Here is a 20,936-nt window from a genome sequence, read left to right as displayed (position 1 = left end):
TTATAGTTTAGGATTAAGATAAAGTTTTGTCATTTTACAACAAAAACCGTGCTTTTCAAAACCCTTACCTATAAATCAATGGTAATTCTACACTAAGAAGCCTTATTTATCCTATGCTTTTTAAGCCATCTGGAAGCTTCATCTAAGTTATAAAAAGTGTTAATTATAATGAAAGAATTGTAGCTCTTAAGCCCGAACTTTCCTGCTTCTTTTAGCAGGACCTCATAGCATTTTTCAGAAAGAACAATGGCAATGTAGTTGGAAGTGCCTAACCTCATCATTATCTTAGGAAACAGGTAAGACTGTAACCAAGCATCCTCATTTTCATCTAAAGAACCGATTTCTCTAAAGTCTAAAAGCCATTGTTTTACCTGGTTCTCTTCAGCAAATTCCAATGCCTTCTCAAGGCTTTCTCTAAATTCCTTTGATTCCAGCTTCCCAAAGCAACGTAGACACAGCCATCCATGGTCTGCATGGTAATCCACTTCAAGAAAGTTAGAACTGTAAACCTTCATCTTATGCCTCCTTCTAAAGTATACGGCAAAAATATAAACTATCTAACAATAAAGTGAACATATTATATTGCCCGCGAATAATTAAGTCGCGTTTTCGTGTAGAAGCATTATAACTAGCGGTGAACTGCCTAATTTTCAGGGTAAACTTTTTTTGTCTGACAACTTGTTCTAATAATCTATGATCATAGCCATTGGTACTTAATTGTATCTGGAACTTAATAGAATGGGTTTGGCATGGTTTTTCCATAACATCAAATGAATCTATATTAAAATCTATGAAAAAGCATATCCTCTTGATAACATTGCCCCTGCTGTTGTTGCTTGTTTTGGTGTGGACAGATTCCTTATCTGGAATGGTTTCGCAGCAGGAATCGTCTGAGACCTTTGCCTCTATAAATTTTACTAATGAAAAAGAGGGGAGTTATGACAAAACCTCTGACCACGTGCTTTCTTCTAAATCACCAAAAGAAGATTTTGTACCGGCAGGAGAAGCTAACAAGCAGGAGAGTATCATATCCTATGCTATGTCTTTCCTTGGCACACCCTATATCTATGCAGGAATGAGCCCTCAAGGGTTTGACTGCTCTGGCTTCATTACCTATGTTTATCGCAACTTTGATGTTGAGCTACCACACTCTTCTGCAATGCAGGCAGAAGAAGGAAAACCGATACCAAAAGACGAAGCGAGAACCGGGGACTTAGTCATATTTACAGGCACTAATCCAGATATAAGAGAACCTGGACATGTTGGGATAGTAATCTCATCACCAGGCGACACTATAGAATTTGTTCATTCGTCTTCTAACGGAGGAGTGAAAGTAAGCAAGGTTCAGGGCACACGCTATGATACCCGCTTCTTAGAGATCAGAAGAGTTCTGTAAGGGCGCTCTAAACAACAATGCAATTAAAAGGAATAAGTATAACACTTATTCCTTTTTTCGTACATAGCCATGAGGAGCCTTCTGAGCTAAACTATAAAAACGCATGACTATGTTACATCCTTACATAATTAATACTCTTAATGCCTTTGTTCTGATTATAGCAGGACTGATTGCTTATTTCGCAAACCCCGCTAAACCACCCACCGCTCTCATTGCACCACTTTTTGGTTTACTCTTACTGGCCGCAACCTATCACATGCGTAAGCACAATCGCTTTGTAACGCATACGGTTACTGCACTAACTATTCTGGTTGGACTAATAGTGATCACTCGCATTGATCCGGAAACTTTCGAATGGAACAGGCGGAATGTGCTGCTGCTATTGATGGGAGTAAGTTGTTTTATAGCAGCTGCTTTTTATGTAGGAACATTTGTACGGGAAAGGCGGCTGCGGAACAACACTATTTACAAAGATGATCTCTAAGCTATAAAAAAAGAAACACCTGATGTAGCCCGTCAAGTTACATCAGGTGTTTCAGGAATCCCTCAACTTCAGAGTAAGCGGTGTACTGTGTTTCAGTATCACCATCCTAAAAAGAACCAGAGGTAATGTCGCTATCCGCGTAAGCAGTAGCTATACTGCTTACTAAGCCTGCTCACCTTTTGAGTGAACATTATTACCTAGGCTTACTAAGACGACCGATGGATTAGACATAGCACCTCCTTTCTCTTTAATTCAACATAGACCCCGAGCATCCCTTAAGGACTTATTTGCTCAAAGCTGTAGCACTCGCTACTGTACTCTAAAGATAAAATAACGCCTAAAAGTTCACAAGGTTTAGGTAGTTTTTTTGCCTTCGGCTTAACAGTATTTATAACTTTTTATAAACCAAGCTCTTCCTTTATAGGATGGCTTCACAAAAGAGGGAAATAGATTAAAATGGACTAAAAGAAAAAAGTAATCATGCACCGTTCACCTATTATATCATAGCCAAAAGCACTTATTGAGTGTAGAAAATAAAATATTTTCATTGATTTGAATTATTTTTGATATATTACGTTGCATAATACAACTAATCGTAACAATAATGAAAAAGCTTCTAACTCTTGCACTGTTCATGCTATTTACCACTTTCGCATGGGCTCAAAAGATGTCACCTTTGGGTGTTTGGACTAATGAAGATGGGAAAGCAAAATTTGAGATCTACAAATGCGGCACAAAACTTTGCGGCAAGATCGTCTCTCTTCGTGAGCCAAACCGGAATGGAAAACCAAAAATGGATGACAACAACCCGAACAAAAGCGCTCGCAACCGTCCGTTGCTTGGGTTAGAGTTCCTGAAAGGTTTTGAATATGAAGGCGACAATAAGTGGGAAAGTGGCACCATTTACGATCCTGAAAGTGGTAAAACCTATTCTTGTTATATGAAAATGCTAGGTAAGGATAAAATGGAAGTAAAAGGCTATATCGGCATTTCTTTGATAGGACGTGCTCAGACCTGGACAAGAGTAGACGGAACTGCCTCTACAAATTAGATAAGACTCAAATTGATAAAAAATGAAAAGGTTAGCTGAACAGCTAACCTTTTCATTTTTCAACCCTTTACTTTCTATTAAACTTCTAATTATTGCGAAAAGTTTTAGAATTCGCGGGTTAAAAAATCTGAGTTATTCGGTACTCCTTATCTCTGAATACAAAAGTTTCCCCCGTTTTTTTCCCTGCCATAGCTTTAAAAATTGGAGACATACTGGAGATCGCGTAAAAAGATTCTCCATCTACTTTTAACTCCCCAAGGCTTACACCAATAAAATAATTCTGAAGCTCCGAATGCACAACTGCACCAAACGCCACTTCCGAGCTTGTTTTGGTAGCATTTATCCTGCGTAAAAGCGCCATGGTAGAAATTAGCTCATCTAACTGGCGTGCATACATGTCACGTTGTATCTGACAGTTTTCTCTAAAAGACTCAAATTTGTCCTCCATTGCACCCTGATGTTCATTGGCACTCTTCTGCGCCTCATCCATAGCTTCCTTCGCTGCATTGATTTGTGCATTAAGAACTTCAATGCTCCCTTGGAGCAAGCGTTTCTTGGTTTCTAGTTCTTGTGTTAACATTTCCATAGGAGTAACAAATCTTATATCAAAAATCTTTTTTTACATAAATAATGATGGATACCTGAATCATTTAAACCTATCGCTTGTAACAGATTCCTGCATCTAAAGTAATAATCGCTTAAAATTAAAATAAGTACTGAGCCACAAGAAAAACTATTTAAATTATTCTATGTTTAAGAATAAATTATTGAATGTCATATAACGATTTTTTACACCGATTGTTTGGCATGGGGAAAGGAATGCCCACTTGCCATAATCTACGACGCTCATCAGCGTATTCAACTGCTTATAAGGCATGGGTAGAGGCACAGGTGTATCTGAACTGGACTGCTCCTTTATTTAAAGCCTATCATTACCAAAAGGCACAACTAAACAGCGATTTAAGGGTACAGCTGATGTCAGAAGTTCATCGAAACGGAGCTGTTTTCTTTTATTGCCCCTCAATTGGAAAGGAAAACTTTAAATTTATTTTTGATCTACTTAAAGATAGGGTATTACAACTTGGTTATGCCCTAAGAAGCTCTGATAAGCAGGAAGTGAGGCATAAGCGTTATTATGAAGTAGTAGAGCGTCATTTCCTCGTGCCCCCGGCCTCGGACCTTCCGGGTAGTGATCTTTGCAACCAGATGTACGGAAACATCACCATTGAATTAATTCTTATAAATAAGTTACCCGGATACATCCGCTTTGTCGCAAATTCGTATGCTGATGTATATTTTAGTAAACCTTTACCTTTTCCCGTGTTACTTGAGAATGTTCTGCAGCCGAATGAGCAGTCAAAGCAAAAGCAGGATAGGACACGAAGGTGACTCAGCCGATACTTTACATATTTTAATATTTAGCAGTCTTTTTTTTATCTCAATCCTTTTAGATATATTTAAGGAGCATTCTGATCTTACACAATTGTTTTCTACTTATGAAGCTTCGTGTACTACTATTGGCTTTCACCCTCCTGGTCTGCTTTAAATCTTATGCAACTCATATTGTAGGAGGTGAATTTGAGCTAAAGCATATTGTTAATTACAACTACAGGCTCACATTGAACTTGTACTTTGATGACATAAATGGACTTCCCGGAGCTCTTGATCAGACCATAACCGTAAACTTCTTCGAAAAAGGAACAAACAGGCTGATCATGACGCAGCAAATGTTCATGCGGTCAAGAACTCCTGTTAACTACACCAACATTGACTGCACAGTTGGAAATCTTAAAACAAGTAAGATTGTATATTCCGAAACAATCTTACTTGATCCAAACACCTTCAACAGTCCCCAAGGCTATTATGTGACCTGGGAAAGATGCTGTCGAAACCGCACAATCAACAACATTGTCAGGCCGGAAGATGCTGCTCAAACCTTTTACATGGAATTTCCGCCAGTGGTAAAAAACGGAGCCCCTTTTCAAAACTCCTCCCCTGTTCTTTTTCCTCCTCTCAGCGACTACGCCTGCGTAAATGAATTATTCTATTATGAATTCAATGGAACTGACCCTGACGGCGACTCCATTGTTTACGACATGGTAACTCCTTTGAATGGCTATACCACACCGGCTATGCCCGTTTATACCATCACACCAAGGCCTGCCCCTTATCCTACCATTACCTGGTTACCGGGCTATAGTGCCGGAGTACAGGTTCAGGGAAATCCACCCATCAACATTGATAAAAACACCGGGCAACTGATAATGAGACCCAGCAGCAAAGGCCTCTATGTGTTTGGGGTAAGGGCACAGGAGTTCAGGAACGGACAAAAAATTGGTGAAGTTCGGCGTGACTTCCAGGTGCTTGTACTTGATTGCCCCAAAAATCAAACACCTGTAGTTGTTGCCAAAGAGCAAGGAAAGAAGGATTTTTATAAAAAAGGTGATGTATTAAGAATAGATCCTAATGGCAATCGCTGTATAGATGTTTTCTTTTCCGACCCTGACAGATCAGAGTTTGTTTCTCTCCGTGCCCGCCCGGTAAACTTTTCACGCCAGGATTTTACCCTGCAGGGGGTTACAAGTGGCATGATAAATCAAGGTACTTCCACAGACTCCTTAAAGGCTACATTATGTTTCGCCGAGTGTTTTGATACAGAAGGAAAGGTTTATCAACTTGATTTAATTGTTAAAGATGATGGCTGTAGTCTACCCCGTCAGGATACGGTACGGCTAAATTTTATTATAGAACCTATTCCCAACACTCCACCTACTGTTGATTTATCTACAACACAGCGGGTATTTAATGTTAAGAATGGTGATGTACTTTCTTTTGATGCCTTAGGCTTTGACGCAGACAATGATAATGTCACCATTTCTGCCAAAGGGCAAAACTTCGACTTTGGTTCTCAGGGAATTACCTTTCAAACGAAGACAGAACAAGGTCAGGTGAGTTCCCCTTTTCAATGGAATATAGACTGTAACGCCCTAAAACAAGATTCCTATAAAATTGATTTTATAGTGAGCACGGTCGTCTGTGACAAAACCGTTACCCGTACGGAAACAATAGAGGTCAGGCCAGATAACACCAATAATGCTCCAACCATCTCAACAGACAAACAGACACGTGTCTTTGATTTAGTTGTAGGTGAAGAATTTGAAGCTAAAATCTTTGGCAATGACGTAGACATGCATTCACTAGCCTTACTGGCCGCTGGTAATGGCTTTAACTTAAATGACCTGGGTATGAGTTTTACCAGCACCGGTGGCGCTGGCACTGCAGAAGGTACGTTTAAATGGACAGCTACCTGCAGGTCTCCTCAATCCAATACGCTTCGTGTTACCTTCAATTTGAAAGAAGCAGCCTGTAATCCTTCGCCTGATCAGACCCTGGTGTTCGAATTCAGGGTTTCGGCACCGAATAATGCACCAACATTAACCACAGACCAACCTGTTAGAACCTTCGAGTTAGAGTTAAATGAGCCTTTCGAAGCTAACTTCTTTGGAAATGACGTCGATCTCAACAAATTGAGCCTTGTAGCAGCCGGAGAAGGGTTCTCTTTAGAGGATATTGGCATGACCTTTACCAGTCAGGGAGGAGATGGTACGGCAAATGGTAAGCTGGTGTGGATAGCAAATTGTATAGGTGCTGAAAAAGGGCCGTTGCGTATAAAAGTAAATTTAAATGAACAAACTTGTTCACCAGCTCCTGACCAACAGATTACAATGGAATTCCGAGTGAAAGTGCCTGTGCTGGCAGACTATGTACCTGCTAATATTTTTACACCCAATGGCGATGGCTTGAACGACTATTTTGAAATACCTGCCTTACCACAAGACTTCTGTACTGCCCAGTTTGCCAACATAAAAATATTTAACCGTTGGGGTAAAGAAGTTTTTTTGAGTAAGGACAACAGGTTTAAATGGGATGGTAAGGACGTAAATGATGGGGTCTACTTCTATGTGATTGATTATGGAACAACAACCTATAAAGGATCTGTAACACTGGTGAGGTAACTTAAGCTAAGCGTTAATTTATAATTATTAAGCCATAAAAAGGAAAACCAGGTACAGGCCCAGCCACAGAAAGTCCATGAAATTCCAGTAGCTACGTAGCATCGTTAGCTGAAGATAACGAAAAGGATCTCGTATGAACACCAAGCTTCTGACGCCGTCAGCGGCTACATGTGCGGTTTTAAAGAACAAAAAGGACAAGAAGATAAGCCCGCCCAGTAAGTGTAATATATGAAGGGCGGAAATGAGGTATAAATACGTACCTGACGCCTTACCTGTGAAATACACACCTTCTTTGGTCATTTCGTTCCAGCCAATCAATTGAGCCCCGACAAATAAAACACCGAAGCCAAGTGTAAAGCCAAGAAAACGGGTCATCTTTTTTAGCTTATCTTTTTTATAGATACCTGGCACTTTACTGATGGTATAGCTGCTAAAGAGAAGGAGCAGTGTGCTCACGCTAAAAAATTTAGGGAGTTCAAAACTTTCATTCTGAAATCCGCCCGTTCGGGCAAAAGCAATAACCAATATAAAAAAAAGGACACCTATACCAATCATACTAAGGTATAGCAACATCCTGATAGGGTGCATTCTCTCGATTTTACCAAAAGCCGAGAGCTGTTTCGAATCAATTTTGTTTTTTTTATCAGAATCCATGAACTGCCTCCATCTGCTGCACCAGGTAAGAGATTTGTCTGATGCCCAGGAAATGCCAAAACGGTTTATTATACTATTACTTTATACCGTTCAGGGCAACGTATAGTTTTGTATTTGGAGTATTTTAATTTAGCCTTAAAATCAAATAAAAGTGCTTTTAAACCAAAACCAGTCGAATTTTATATATTGACTGCCTATCCCCTTTCTTTAAAAACTTTCAGATTACCTTTCTATCCTGAAATCCGTTACAAGTATATACTTTACCCGGATACAAAATGAGAAGATATATACCCGAAATCTTTCTACCCCTTTTGTTGCTGCTGCTCATGCTTTACTCCCCCGCAAAGGCTCAAACTAATGCGGTTTATACAGGTGACAACAGAGCTTTCGTAACGCTGGACGGAATAACAAAACCTTATACTTTTACTTCAGACCAAATGCTGGTTAAGTATAACAAAACCACTCAGAGGCTAGAGTGTATCTTAGACCTTGCCACCTTATACCCGGCGAACGATTCGACACCCCCCACAATGGCATATGATGTTTTCTTCGGAGCCAAATACCCGGATTTGGTAATTTATATTGATGCACCCGTAGAAAAGATTAACGCCCGAAACCTATATGCTGAGTCGATGGAGAAGAAAGCTACGGTTACTGTACAGGGAGTCGCGAATCAGACAGTCATTCCTGTTGTCTTTACACCTGATAAAAATTCTTTCATCTTCAGTACAAATTTTGATCTGATGCTGGATGACTTCGAGGCCAGTATTCCTATAAAGTATATTCCTGTACTCTCTGGCCGTGTTGTAATTACTATAAACAATGCCCGCTGGATTGATATGCAGATGAGATAATGCTTCTGCTAAATGAATTGAATAACAAGAGATAACACCTGATGCTGACACCCTGTATCAAGCGGCTCTACACTAATCTGTTGGTGCTTCTTTTGCTTTCCTGCTATACCCCTGCCACAGCTCAGAAAGTAGCTCTGGTTCTAAGCGGAGGAGGCGCAAAGGGTATTGCTCATATAGGTGTGCTAAAGGCACTGGAAGAAAACAACATACCGATAGATTATGTAGTAGGCACATCCATGGGAGGCGTGGTAGGAGGCTTGTATGCGGCTGGTTACTCACCAGCAGAAATAGAGTACTTGTTTAACACAAAAGAATTTCAGGACTGGGCCCGGGGACGAATGGAGGAGAACTACACCTACGACTTTGCTGCTCCAGACCCAACTCCTACTTTACTGAACCTCAACCTGTCTTTGGATTCTACTTTACAGATGCATGTGAATTCGAATTTGATCAACGGAGCTTCCTTAAATTTTGCTTATGCTCAGCTTATGGCTCAACCTGCCGCCAAAGCAAAGTATAATTTCAATAAGCTGATGGTACCATACCGTAGTTTAGCCTCTGACATTTATACTCAAAAACAGGTGATACTGAAAGAGGGCCAGCTCGCAGACGCTGTGCGCGCTACCATGACTGTGCCATTAGTATTCCGGCCTATTAGAATTGAGAGGCGACTATTATATGACGGAGGCTTGTACAACAACTTTCCTGTAAATGTAGCCAGGAAAGAATTTGCACCCGATGTTATAATAGGAGTTAACGTCTCCTCAAAAATATACAATGAATATCCCTACGGTAAAGATGACTTTGACCTTCCCCAGACGCTTCTTTACGCCATGATGTCTAACAGCGACTCTTCTTCGCTTGGTCCGCACGACATTTACCTGCAACCAGACATAGGCAACATGACCTCGCTAGACTTCAACAGTGTAAAAATTCTTTATGAGGCGGGCTATCAGGCTGCTACAGAAAAAATGGATGAGATAAGGAAGCAAATCCAAAGACAGGTAACACAAGAGCAAATTAATGCAAAAAGGGAATCTTTCAGAAATGATTTTACGAGTCTTTCTTTTGAAGATATTACAATAAGAGGTTTAACAGAAAAACAAAGTACCTATGTTCGAAAGTTCTTCAGAAAGGAGGGGGATGAATTCACCATGCAGGAAATTAAGAGGGGGTACTTCAGGTTAGCTTCTTCATCTAATTTCAGAAACCTGTATCCTTCTATAGTTTATAACACTAAAAACAGTAGCTATGACTTTGTGCTGGACATGGAGCACGATGACGCGCTAAAAGTTTCTGTTGGAGGAGTATTAGCCTCCAGGCCAGTTGATAACATCTTTGCTGGTTTCGAGTACAGTCTTCTTAGAAAAAACTTATACACCTTCTCAGCCGGCTTTAATACCGGCAGATTCTATCAGGCAGTACGCCTTAGGGTACGCATGGATGTACCGGCTCGCTTCCCTTTTTATGTTGAGCCCTCTTTCACTTATAACAATTGGAGCTATCTATCAACTAAAGGCTTTTTACTGGATCGGGATGAACTTCCCTTTATAGAACAGTCTGACCGGAACTATGAGGTAAGCATGGGACTCACAAACACCTACAAAGGTAAACTGGTTTTGAATGGTGGTTTTATTCAGACGATTGACAGGTACAGTAACCGGCTGGACATACTTAGTACAGATACGCTGGACAAGACTTTATTTAATGCTTTTTCTACTGGTTTAATTTTTAAAAGAGGCCAACTGAACCGAAAACAATATGCTTCGGCTGGCCGATTGATAACTTCTACTTTAAGCTATATAAATGGCACAGAGGAATTGAATCCTGGCTCCACCAGTGCCATCGGAGTAAAGATGCAAAATGACCACGATTGGTTCAGACTCAAAGTTACCTTCGAGAGCTTTGTCGGTGAAGGAAAACATAGGTTTGGTTACTTAGTAGAAGGCTTGGCGTCAACTCAGCCTTTCTTTTTTAACTACAGATCAACTCTTACTGCTGCTGCTGCTTTCACTCCTCTACCAGATAGTAAGACACTGTTTCTCGATAGCTTCAGGGGACATCAATATCTGGCTGCAGGAGTTAAGTACATTTACATGCTTAGAGAACGAATGGAGGCCAGAACAGAAGGATACTTGTTCCAGCCATACAAGCCATTGCTTCAAAATAAAGAACAGCAGGCATACTATGGGAAAGCCCTCAGAGGCACATCCTTTATTGGCAGTACAAGTCTGGTTTATCACAGCCTGTTAGGCCCTGTTGCTGTAAGCATTAACTATTACGATGATACGGCTAAACGCTGGGGATTACTTTTCCATATAGGCTATATCCTCTACCAGGATCGAGCATTGGATTAAACCAAAGCAATCATAAGCTTAAACTTACACTTCACTTATTAAACCATTAACACTGATTAACAACACTTTAAATATCAAGCACTATTTTTATATCTTTTAAATAGAGCTAAGTTAAAATTAAAGGATAAAGTTAAAGGAGCGCGTGTAAAATATGTGTAAAAAGATAAATGTGTTTTTTAAATTATGAAAGCAGCTGTTACTATATGTGCAAAAACTATGGTTAGCTAAGGGAGAGTATTTTAATTGATACAATTTGATCGAATTTAATTTAAAGTTTCAAAAAAATCTATAACAAAAAACATATGTAACTTATTTTCAATTTTTTAAATACTATCCATTAAACTTAAACATTAATTTATTTTAATTTCATGCTATATGTTTACCTCTTTAAAACATATCTTTGAATGCTAGGGTAATAATTATCTTTTAACTGATAAAATTTACCTTCATAACATCAAAATTAGTTTGGCAATAGTTACATTTACATTGTAATTACACCACCAGAACCATGAACAAACTACTTCTCACATGCTTAGCGGCTAGCCTGCTTTTTTCGTGTAACCAGACAGATAAAGTTACACAAAGCGCCTCCGGTATTAAAAACGAAACAACTTCTGCCGAAAAACAAACCTTTGGAGCAGCTTTTACTGAAGAGAATGTTATAAATACCTCTGCCCTACAGGAGTTAGCTCAGGGAAAAGATTCCGTAGAAGCGGTTGTCTCAGCTGAGATAGTCGAAAGTTGTCAGTCTAAAGGATGTTGGATGGATGTGAAGCTTGCAGATAAAAGTACTATGAAAGTTACTTTCCGTGACTATGGTTTCTTTCTGCCCGTTGAAGATTTAAAAGGCCGAAAAATCATTTTTAAAGGTACAGCGAAACGGGAGGTGATATCTGTAGAAGATCAACGCCATTATGCCAAAGATGCTGGCAAACCAGAAAATGAGATTGCCGCCATCACTGCTCCTAAGGAAGAGCTTCGGTTCGTAGCAGATGGAGTTATCTTGAAATAAGATTCATAACAATTAAACAAGAAGAGGCTTCCCATCAGAAGCCTCTTCTTGTTTAAAGCATTCCCCATTTCTTCTATGAACGGTTAGCTGGAAATTCCACGGGTATTTCTTGATTCTCTTTCCTATTTTTACGGAAGTATAATTGTATAAGAATGGCCATAGAGAAAGACCCTGCTCTGGAAATCAAAGAGCTGACACAACGTATAAATCATTTAAATTTCCAATATTACCAGAACAGTATTTCAGAGGTATCTGATTTTGAGTTTGATCAGATGCTAAAACGACTTCAGAATTTAGAAGAGCATCATCCCGACTTACGCCAGCCTAACTCCCCTACCCTGCGCGTTGGCGGCACCATTACCAAAACTTTCAAAACGGTTTATCATAAATATCCCATGCTTTCCTTGAGTAACACCTACTCTGAGGAAGACCTCCGTGAGTTTGATAAGCGGGTTCGAAAGGCTGTAGGCAATGATGTAGAGTATGTGTGTGAGCAAAAGTTTGATGGAGTGGCCATAAGCCTCACGTATGAAAATGGGCAATTTGTTCAGGGTGCTACACGCGGAGACGGTACCCGTGGCGATGACATAACAGCCAACGTTCAGACTATCCGGGATATTCCTTTACAGGTACATGGAGAGGGATTTCCTAATTTGTTTGAGGTAAGAGGAGAAGTTTTTATGCCCCTTCAGGTTTTTGAGCATTTGAATACTGAACGGGAAGAAAGTGGTGAACAACTCTTGGCTAACCCGCGAAATGCAGCTTCGGGCACCTTAAAGCAACAAGACTCCTCCATCGTTGCAAGTCGGAAGCTTGGTTGCTTCTCCTATGGCTTTTACAGTTCACCGAATCCATTCGACACACATTCCGAAAGCCTGCAGGCCATACAGAAATGGGGTTTTAAAGTTTCTGATACCTGGCGTAAGTGCGGCTCTATAGAGGAAGTGTTAGCCTACATTAATGAATGGGAAGACAAGCGGCTAAAACTGCCTATTGCTACAGATGGTGTTGTAGTAAAGGTAAACAGCTATGCATTGCAGGAAGAGCTTGGCTTTACCTCAAAGAGTCCGCGTTGGGCAATTGCCTATAAGTATGCCGCTATGAGTGCAGCCACAAAGCTTTTGGGTATCCAGTACCAGGTAGGACGAACAGGGGCAGTAACTCCCGTGGCTCTACTGGAGCCTGTACAATTGGCTGGCACTGTAGTGAAACGTGCCTCTGTGCATAATGCAAATGAGATACAGCGGCTGGATCTACGAATTGGAGATACTGTATTTGTAGAAAAGGGAGGAGAAATCATTCCAAAAATAACTGAGGTTGACTTCAGCAAGCGCCCAGCAGATAGTGAATCAATTCACTACCCGGAGAACTGCCCTGCCTGCGGAACCCCTTTGGTGCGTGTCGAGGGCGAGGCAAACCATTATTGCCCCAACGAAAAAGGATGTCCTCCTCAGATTATGGCTAAACTGGAACATTTTATATCCAGAAAGGCCCTTTACATTGATAGCATTGGTCCCAAAACGATTGAGCAGCTTTACGCTGCAAATTTGGTAAAGGATCCAGCAGATCTTTACGACCTCCAGTTTGACCAGCTTATAGGCTTAGATAGAATGGGTGAAAAGACTGTTAATAACATCCTGGAAGGTCTTCAAAAATCAAAAGAGATTTCGTTTGACAGGGTTTTATTTGGACTGGGAATTCGCTTTGTTGGCAGCACGGTGGCTAAAAAGCTTGTGGAGCATTTTCCGGATATAGAGGCGCTTAAAGGAGCCACTTATGAAGAGTTGATTGCAGTTAACGAAATAGGTGACCGTATTGCTAACTCTATCAAAGAATACTTTACTAATCCGGAGCATGAAATGTTAGTTGAACGATTGAAGCAAGCTGGACTTCAGTTAAAGGCCGAATCCAAGGCTACTGAAATGGAAAGCGATAAGTTAGAGAATAAGACCTTTGTTATCTCAGGCGTTTTCCAAAGTGTTAGTAGAGATGAATTGCAACAACTGATTCAAAGCCATGGTGGTAAGGTTGTTTCATCTATCTCGGCAAAACTATCTTACCTTGTTGCCGGTGACAAAATGGGGCCAGCAAAACTAGAGAAAGCTACAAAATTGGGGATTGCTATACTTTCAGAAGATCAGTTTCTGGAAATGATTCGCTGAACTTAAATTTCGAATCAAAGAAAGGGGGTGGTAGTTAATTCTGCTGCCCTTCTTTATCCAAAAGAATAACCAACTAGGAAGTTGCCTTAACTGCCTAGTTCTATGAAGCTGCTGAAAACAATGCGAGCCAACCCCGAGTTTATGTGTTCTTCAAAGAAGAAGGATTTGTTAAAGTAAACTTGCCTGGACTAAAAGGAAAAAGATTTAAGTAAATACTACAAAAAGAGCAGCCCAAGGTATTCAGCACCTTCTTTATTAAGAATTCAAACCTACCCTATGATTTAAGTCTATCATGTTACTTTATAGGTTAAAGCTTTACAATAAATCAGCAAGTGTTTTAAATTAAGTGTGAAAGTAGGTAAACTGACGGAAAGTGATTTAATCTTCTAAAAAATACCTTTAATCGGTTCTTTATAGTCATTGGTATATACAGGGCAGCAGATAAGTAATAATATGCAGGAGTTTAATTATCTTTAAACTATAAAAGAGGAGACTCATTTTGGATTCAAAACGTGATCCGTAAGATTTCGTCTCCTGTGTTAATAACACTCTGTGAATAAAGTTACTATAACCCTACCCGTGGTACCTCTAAAGAAGCGCTATACCGTTGCCATGCATGTGGTCGGATGGCTTATTTTTGGAACATGGATTTTTTACTTGGTTTACTCCACGCGTACCCTGACTTTTGGCAAAGGTCTGGATGTTGTTGTGGGGCTCCTATTCCACGTTGGGCTGTTTTACTTTAACTGGTATTTCCTGATCTCTAGGTACCTGGCCAAGAATAAGATCTTCCTGTATATCACAGCTGTACTGGTCACGTTACTGGCTATGGCAGTTATTCAGGCTCCAATTGATTATTACATATTCCCACAGTATAACCCCGGCATGACTACTCTGTATAGTTCAGAGCGGTTTATACAGTACATGGTAAGTGGGCTAGTGACAGTATTTATAAGCTCAGCTTTAAAAGTAACGGGTAATTACATCCGTAACGAGCGCTTAAACAAAGAATTAGAAAACCAAAAACTAAGTACCGAGTTAGCTTACCTCAAGTCACAGGTTAATCCTCACTTCCTTTTCAACACGCTGAATAATATTTATTCCCTGGCTTACAAGCAATCTCCTGATACACCGGACGCTATCATGAAACTGTCTTTGCTGATGCGTTACATGCTGTACGAAAGTAACGACACTTTAGTAAGCCTTGAGAAAGAAGTGGACCACATTAAAAACTTCATTGACCTTCAAAAACTGCGCCTTCGGGAGCAGACGAGTATAAAATTTAATATTCAAGGTAACTTGGAGGGTAAGCAAATTGCCCCTATGCTGCTAATGACACTCGTCGAAAACGCCTTCAAGCATGGATTGGTTAGCAAGAATGAGGTCGGCATTATCCTGGATCTCGTTGTGGAAAATAATTCATTGCTTTTTAGTACCATAAATAATACCAGTAACCATAAAAAAAAGGAGTTTGGTGGTATAGGCCTGGAAAACCTGAAGCGTCGCCTTAACTTACTTTATAACAACCGCCACACCTTATCTTTCGAAGAAAAAGACGGTACATTTTACGCTACATTAAGAATTGACTTCCAACCAAAAAACATAAAACTATGACTATCCGCTGCATTGCCGTAGATGATGAACCACTGGCCCTCGATATAATCGAAAGCTATGTTAGTAAGCTTCCTTATCTGGAGCTGGTAAAAACCTGCTCCAGTGCAACGGAAGCAATGCAGGTACTACAGGAAGAGCAGATCGATCTTATGTTTCTGGACATTGAGATGCCTGAGTTAACGGGAATTCAGTTCCTGAACATTTTAAAGCACCAACCGCTTATAATTTTCACAACTGCCTACCCCGATTATGCCCTGGAGGGATTTAATCAGGATGCAGTAGACTACCTACTGAAACCCATTCCATTCGACCGTTTCCTAAAAGCCGTAACTAAAGCACAGGAGCGGCTGCAGCGTAATGGTAAACAAAATGAAAGTTCCACAACACATGCTGCTCCGCTTCATCAGCCTCCCCACCATGAGCAGGATTTTATGTTTGTGAAAGCCGATTATAAAACCATTCGTGTCGACTTCAGGGACATCCTTTGGATTGAGGGTTTAAAAGACTACATCATTATTCAAACGAAAGATCAAAAGATTATCACGCTGCTTTCTATGAACAAGATGATGGAGAAGCTTCCGGATACAAAGTTTCTGCGTGTACACAGGTCATTTATTGTTTCGTTGCAGAAGATAGACAGCATTGAAAAGAGCCGGATTCGGATAGGTAATAAAGAAATTCCAATTGGGGAAGTATATAAGGAGCAGTTCCTGAAATGGGTGGAAGAGAATAATATCCAATAATGTCTTCTACGAATGTACTTGTAGGCTTGCAGAATCCAATACATAATCAGAACTTCGTATTTCGTAATTCTGAATCATGATAAGAGAGAAACTTAGAGGAACAGGTGTGGCTCTGGTAACACCTTTCGCCGCAGACCTGTCCATAGATTACCCGGCTTTTGCAAAGCTGCTTGATTTTGTTCTGGATGGTGGGGTTAACTATGTAGTCATTAACGGCACCACAGCTGAGTCTGCAACTACAACCACAGCAGAAAAGGCCGAGATCTTAAAATTTGTAAAGAACCATGTAAACGGACGGGTACCGTTAGTTTATGGTCTAGGTGGCAATAGCACTCAGCACGTTCTGGACACCTTTGCAGAAGTTAACTTCGAAGGTGTAGATGCCATACTCTCTGTAAGCCCGTATTACAATAAGCCATCACAGCAAGGCATTTACCAGCATTACATGCAGATTGCTGATATTTCTCCAGTGCCTGTTATACTTTACAATGTTCCGGGCCGCACTGGCAGCAATGTTACTGCAGAGACTACACTGAAACTGGCTCTGCACGACAACATCATTGGCATAAAAGAGGCATCTGGTAACCTGGAGCAATGCATGCAGATTGCAAAGCATAAACCACAAGAATTTATGCTGATAAGCGGCGATGATTTGCTTACAGTGCCGATGACAGCCTTTGGTGCCGAAGGAGTTATTTCTGTATTGGCAAATGCTTTCCCGGAGAAGTTTAGCAAAATGATCCAGCTTTCCCTGGATTATAAATTCAAAGAAGCTACAGAACTTCTGAATGGCTTTGTAGACATCAACCCACTCATGTATGAAGAAGGGAATCCTGTTGGTGTAAAAGCGGTATTGGAGCGCTTTGGCGTTTGCTCAACCTTTGTAAGGCTGCCTCTCATAGAAGCGTCTGCAGGACTAAGAGACCGTTTGTACAAACTACTGTAGTTGATTACAAGATCATGACTTTAGGCCAGCGTATGCTGGCCTAATCTTTAAAAGTTGTAATAAGACTAAATTACTATTTCAGGTACTTCTTTCGAATACCCTTATGCGTAAACTGCTATTGTTAGCTTTACTCCCTTTCTTAAGTTGCAAACATGCACCGGAGAACCCCAATGTTACACCTCCCACTGATCATTCTGTAACTGAAAATGCAAAGGCAGGTACTGAGCCGCATGAAGACTCCACCTACATCACCTACCTGGTCGACACTACTGGTCTTGCTCAAGAGCCAGATACTCCCATAAAACTTCTCCTTGAGGGAACCTTTCACAAGAGAGAAGTCTGGAAGGGTGCTGAAAAGAATAAATGGTTTGGGCTGTTCTATGAAAACAAGAAGTACATTTTGAAACCAACTTCATTTCAGGTTATTCCAACTTTTGATCCAGTAGCGGACGCCACCCATTCAGAAAAAGGCAAAAAAGTAATATCGGGTAGAGAGATTGTTGGTGAAACTCCTAATACTCTGTTTTTTATAAGCGGATTAAGTGGTATCAAAGAAGGGATAGTTGATACTGCTTCCTTTAATAAAGTTGTTCTGCCTGTAAACAAATCATTAAGCTACACTTTAAACAAGAAAGAATATACTATACAGGCTTTTGGTGACAGCGTAAAGCTTCCTTCCAAGGAATATGCCTATCAGAGCTATGGCTGGAAAGTGAGCGGTAACAAAAAAGGACAAAGAATTGAGCAGACGCTGGCAGAAGATGATTTTTTTGAAGACTCTATCTACGTCTTACTCTGGGCCGGCGATCTAGATCGTGACGGCATTCCAGATCTTTTACTCGATTTGTCTAATCACTATAATATTTCGCGTGTTGCGCTTTTCCTCTCTTCAGAGGCTGAAGCAGGAAAACTATACAAGAAGGTTGCTGTTTTCGAAACCAGCGGAAGTTAATTTCTTTCTATAGATAAAGCGCAGCAGAAGTATTTGATTGCTAAGCTTTAATAAGAACCTTTGTTGTCTAACAATATTTCTGATCCAGTTTTGAGCATATCGCCCTTTTTTCAAGCTCTGCATGTTGTAGCTTACTTGAACACAACATGTAAAGGCGCCTTTATATAACTGACTTTTTATTGGACGACTTTTCCAGGTAAGAAAAAAAAGGCCACAGCAAATACTGTGACCTTTTATCAGATGGAAATTTAATACTAATGTACTAGTGATGCTTTTACGATGATTAGCATCTGTCAGTTTTAATTGGCTCTACCGGTTTAATCCTCCAAAGTGACCGTAGTACCGATTTCCAATCCTGTCGCTGATGCCATACCGGTCATTGCCAAAGTCAATGAACCTGTCTTCATTTCCATAGGAAGCATCATGACGGTATCCGTGGTTTCCCCGGCTATCAAAGGCTCTGTAGCGATCACCTTCTTCTGGATTATCGTAGTTTGGATTGTATCCCATATTATAACGATAATGGCGCTCCCGTCCTGCATAAGGCCCTTCTTGGGCATATGGGAAATACCCTACGTCTGTCAGGTCATTTTCCGCCGATCTAGGCAAGCCATAATCCTCATGTCGTGGCTGGTCCGTGTAATTACTGATTTCGTACATCTGCTCATAGCGCAAATCATCCATCCCTACACGACCACCTCTTCTACCATACTCACGGCTTTTCTGGATTCTGTAATCTTCACCTGGTTCATGCCTTGTGTCTCCTAGGTAGGCATGCCGTCTTCCCTGGAATGGTCCGCTATTATGCTCACCTTCCATATTATACCGGCGGCTATAGCTACCGTAATTTGTTCCTCTATCGTTTCTCATTGGTTTAATTTTTAGTTTTGTGTCGCCCAGACACGGCAGACACAATTAGTTTCACAATTTACTCCTTACATGTGTCTGTCACGCTCCCGCATATAACGCTCATACTGCTGCTCATTACCACGGTCTTCCCAATGATCTAAATTGCTATAGGTCTGGCCTTCACCATAATGTTTTTCTCCCCGTACATAGTTACGCCCGGCAAAGCCTGTAGTATAGTCATTGTCATAATTTGGATTTCCCTGCTCATATCGTCGGTAGGACTCGAAGTCACCTCGTGAACCTCTACTCCGGTACTCATCGTTACCACCTCGCCTTACATCATGACCAAAACGTTCATCAGCCATTCTGTACCTGTAATTAGGCTCTCCTTTTCTTCTCAGGTCATCATAGTCTCTGTCGCTGTAATCTGCACGGGGATCATAATGGCGCCCAGAGTTAAATTCATCATCATTGAAGTAAGACATTCCATAAGGATTATCAGCATTCCGATTACTATTCGTATAGTCCTCTCCACTGTAATGTGCACCTCCAGCTTGGAAACGCCCCTGCGGGTACATCTGACGTTGATCTGCATTGCTGTTAAAGCTGGCAGAGTCACCATACTGGCTATAGTCGTTGTCTCCGTATCCGCGATTAAAATGCGTATCTATCGTATAGTTGCCACGATCAGAGTTTTGACCTTGATGATGGCCATGAAGCCATCGTGCGTCTCTGTCTTCTCTATAGTTATCCCGGTCTCTGTAATTTTCACTTCTGTCGTTTTTCATAGCTTGTAAATGTTTAAGTACTGTTTGGTTTACTACTTATTACGGTATGCAGATAGCAATAGGTTAAGGCAATGATAGAACAAACAGGTAAACCCCAAGCGTGATCATGCGTTAAAAAGTATAACTAAAACCACAAAAACACTATGGAAAGAAACGACTGGAATAACCGGAATAATAGAAATAACCCAAGCGTAGAGAGATCTTACCCTGACCAGGACAGGCAGGTAGATGAAGATATGTACAGAGGCGCTTACCGTTTTGATAATTCAAGCGACCATCATAACCAAACAACATGGGATGGGTATGGCAGCACGGATAGAAACCGCAACCGTGAACAAGACTACAACAGGGACTATAACCGAAGCTACAATTCGTCACAGCGACACGACAGAGGTTACGACCACGACAACTACAACTTAGACAGCCGCTACCGTAATCAGAACAACCGCTACCGCAGCAGTAACAATGCGGATTGGGATGAGCAGTACAGACCAACCAGCGGTGGTTATAACACAAATTCAGGTGGTTCTCAAGAACATCGGAGCGTACGTAACCGAATAGAGGACAGAGATCCTTGGGGAGCCGATAATTTTAATGCTGACTATGGTCCGGACCGCTATCACCACGGCGAAGGAGAAAACTATGGGAATATGGCTGGTTCCTTAAGCTATGGATATGACGGTACCAGCACTTATGATCCGGACTGGAACAGCCACTATGACCCTCAAAGCGGCCAAAGGCGTAGTTATCATGGCAATTATACAAGCAGACATCCTGAGCAGGACCAATACAGGGAAAACGCCACCCGTAACCCCTCTGACCATGATCAAAGAAACAGATACTATTAATAGTAGAACCATAAAATTAATTACACACAGAAGCAATAGCCTCTGATCATTAAACTAAAATTTATAAAAATGGAAAATAAGGATAAGAATATAGATAAGTTGAAAAATGAAAACGAAAATAAAACGCTGAATAAAGGGAATAAAGTACCTAACATTCACCCCACTGCACAAAAGCAGGAGAAAGTGGATGAAGAGCAAATAAAGAAAGGT

19 protein-coding genes are annotated in these 20,936 nt (G+C 40.8%); 14 read left to right on the top strand and 5 right to left on the bottom strand.

Translation table 11 applies throughout. The features are described from left to right. Nucleotides 1-92 precede the first annotated feature (92 nt). Nucleotides 93-515 carry a hypothetical protein gene (locus ACFSRY_RS16610; protein ID WP_377510344.1) on the bottom strand — a complete coding sequence of 141 codons (423 nt, stop codon included), beginning with the start codon at nucleotides 513-515 and terminating at the stop codon, nucleotides 93-95. A gap of 275 nt (nucleotides 516-790) precedes the next feature. Between ACFSRY_RS16610 and ACFSRY_RS16605 the strand changes: the two genes are divergently transcribed. The 3 genes from ACFSRY_RS16605 (at nucleotide 791) to ACFSRY_RS16595 (ending at nucleotide 2,931) form a co-directional block, all read left to right on the top strand. Next, complete coding sequence (locus tag ACFSRY_RS16605) at nucleotides 791-1,396, top strand: C40 family peptidase (protein ID WP_377510341.1); 606 nt, start codon at nucleotides 791-793, stop codon at nucleotides 1,394-1,396. 109 nt (nucleotides 1,397-1,505) lie between these two features. After that, nucleotides 1,506-1,880: a hypothetical protein gene (locus tag ACFSRY_RS16600; RefSeq protein WP_377510337.1), complete on the top strand. Its 375-nt coding sequence runs from the start codon at nucleotides 1,506-1,508 to the stop codon at nucleotides 1,878-1,880. A gap of 604 nt (nucleotides 1,881-2,484) precedes the next feature. Further along, a complete protein-coding gene (locus tag ACFSRY_RS16595; RefSeq protein WP_377510334.1) occupies nucleotides 2,485-2,931 on the top strand; it encodes a DUF2147 domain-containing protein in 447 nt (148 codons plus the stop codon). A gap of 118 nt (nucleotides 2,932-3,049) precedes the next feature. On the opposite strand, the gene ACFSRY_RS16590 is transcribed toward ACFSRY_RS16595, so the two are convergent. Further along, nucleotides 3,050-3,517: a hypothetical protein gene (locus ACFSRY_RS16590; protein WP_377510331.1), complete on the bottom strand. Its 468-nt coding sequence runs from the start codon at nucleotides 3,515-3,517 to the stop codon at nucleotides 3,050-3,052. A 185-nt stretch (nucleotides 3,518-3,702) separates the two neighbouring features. On the opposite strand from ACFSRY_RS16590, the gene ACFSRY_RS16585 reads away from it, so the two are divergent. Together ACFSRY_RS16585 and ACFSRY_RS16580 are read left to right on the top strand one after the other, a co-directional pair. Beyond that, the gene (locus ACFSRY_RS16585) at nucleotides 3,703-4,320 is read left to right on the top strand and encodes a hypothetical protein (RefSeq protein WP_377510328.1); all 618 of its coding nucleotides are present in this window, start codon (nucleotides 3,703-3,705) and stop codon (nucleotides 4,318-4,320) included. Nucleotides 4,321-4,427: 107 nt separating this feature from the next. Then, complete coding sequence (locus ACFSRY_RS16580) at nucleotides 4,428-6,947, top strand: gliding motility-associated C-terminal domain-containing protein (RefSeq protein ID WP_377510325.1); 2,520 nt, start codon at nucleotides 4,428-4,430, stop codon at nucleotides 6,945-6,947. Between the two features lie 27 nt (nucleotides 6,948-6,974). Here ACFSRY_RS16580 and ACFSRY_RS16575 read toward each other — a convergent pair whose 3' ends face one another. Further along, on the bottom strand, nucleotides 6,975-7,601 hold the full coding sequence (locus tag ACFSRY_RS16575) for a cytochrome c oxidase subunit 3 (protein WP_377510322.1): 627 nt from the start codon (nucleotides 7,599-7,601) through the stop codon (nucleotides 6,975-6,977). A gap of 275 nt (nucleotides 7,602-7,876) precedes the next feature. Between ACFSRY_RS16575 and ACFSRY_RS16570 the strand changes: the two genes are divergently transcribed. From ACFSRY_RS16570 to ACFSRY_RS16535, 8 genes are all read left to right on the top strand, one after another. Further along, entirely contained in the window at nucleotides 7,877-8,455 is a 579-nt protein-coding gene (locus ACFSRY_RS16570; RefSeq protein ID WP_377510319.1) for a hypothetical protein, read from the top strand. A 41-nt stretch (nucleotides 8,456-8,496) separates the two neighbouring features. Next, a complete protein-coding gene (locus ACFSRY_RS16565; RefSeq protein ID WP_377510316.1) occupies nucleotides 8,497-10,812 on the top strand; it encodes a patatin-like phospholipase family protein in 2,316 nt (771 codons plus the stop codon). A gap of 508 nt (nucleotides 10,813-11,320) precedes the next feature. Then, nucleotides 11,321-11,824: a DUF4920 domain-containing protein gene (locus ACFSRY_RS16560; protein WP_377510313.1), complete on the top strand. Its 504-nt coding sequence runs from the start codon at nucleotides 11,321-11,323 to the stop codon at nucleotides 11,822-11,824. Between the two features lie 152 nt (nucleotides 11,825-11,976). Next, nucleotides 11,977-13,986 (top strand): NAD-dependent DNA ligase LigA, encoded by a 2,010-nt coding sequence (ligA, locus tag ACFSRY_RS16555; RefSeq protein ID WP_377510310.1) that lies wholly within the window; start codon nucleotides 11,977-11,979, stop codon nucleotides 13,984-13,986. 552 nt (nucleotides 13,987-14,538) lie between these two features. After that, nucleotides 14,539-15,600 (top strand): sensor histidine kinase, encoded by a 1,062-nt coding sequence (locus ACFSRY_RS16550; protein WP_377510307.1) that lies wholly within the window; start codon nucleotides 14,539-14,541, stop codon nucleotides 15,598-15,600. Further along, a complete protein-coding gene (locus tag ACFSRY_RS16545) occupies nucleotides 15,597-16,343 on the top strand; it encodes a LytR/AlgR family response regulator transcription factor (protein ID WP_377510304.1) in 747 nt (248 codons plus the stop codon). Before ACFSRY_RS16550 ends, ACFSRY_RS16545 begins: the two co-directional genes overlap by 4 nt. 76 nt (nucleotides 16,344-16,419) lie before the next feature. After that, the gene (dapA, locus tag ACFSRY_RS16540) at nucleotides 16,420-17,289 is read left to right on the top strand and encodes a 4-hydroxy-tetrahydrodipicolinate synthase (protein WP_377510300.1); all 870 of its coding nucleotides are present in this window, start codon (nucleotides 16,420-16,422) and stop codon (nucleotides 17,287-17,289) included. Nucleotides 17,290-17,392: 103 nt separating this feature from the next. After that, nucleotides 17,393-18,241, top strand: coding sequence for a hypothetical protein (locus tag ACFSRY_RS16535; protein WP_377510297.1), 849 nt, complete (start codon nucleotides 17,393-17,395; stop codon nucleotides 18,239-18,241). Nucleotides 18,242-18,550: 309 nt separating this feature from the next. Here the strand turns inward: ACFSRY_RS16535 and ACFSRY_RS16530 are convergent, their stop codons facing one another. Both ACFSRY_RS16530 and ACFSRY_RS16525 read right to left on the bottom strand, forming a co-directional pair. Then, nucleotides 18,551-19,111 carry a hypothetical protein gene (locus ACFSRY_RS16530; protein WP_377510294.1) on the bottom strand — a complete coding sequence of 187 codons (561 nt, stop codon included), beginning with the start codon at nucleotides 19,109-19,111 and terminating at the stop codon, nucleotides 18,551-18,553. Between the two features lie 65 nt (nucleotides 19,112-19,176). Then, nucleotides 19,177-19,878, bottom strand: coding sequence for a hypothetical protein (locus ACFSRY_RS16525; protein ID WP_377510291.1), 702 nt, complete (start codon nucleotides 19,876-19,878; stop codon nucleotides 19,177-19,179). Between the two features lie 143 nt (nucleotides 19,879-20,021). Here ACFSRY_RS16525 and ACFSRY_RS16520 point away from each other — a divergent pair, with 143 nt between their 5' ends. Next, entirely contained in the window at nucleotides 20,022-20,726 is a 705-nt protein-coding gene (locus tag ACFSRY_RS16520) for a hypothetical protein (protein WP_377510288.1), read from the top strand. Nucleotides 20,727-20,936: the final 210 nt, after the last annotated feature.

The sequence above is a fragment of the Pontibacter locisalis genome, from assembly GCF_042684605.1.
Classification (GTDB): Bacteria; Bacteroidota; Bacteroidia; order Cytophagales; family Hymenobacteraceae; genus Pontibacter; species Pontibacter locisalis.
Note: the sequence above shows the minus strand (reverse complement) of the source record. Positions and strands in the feature narration are given on the sequence as shown.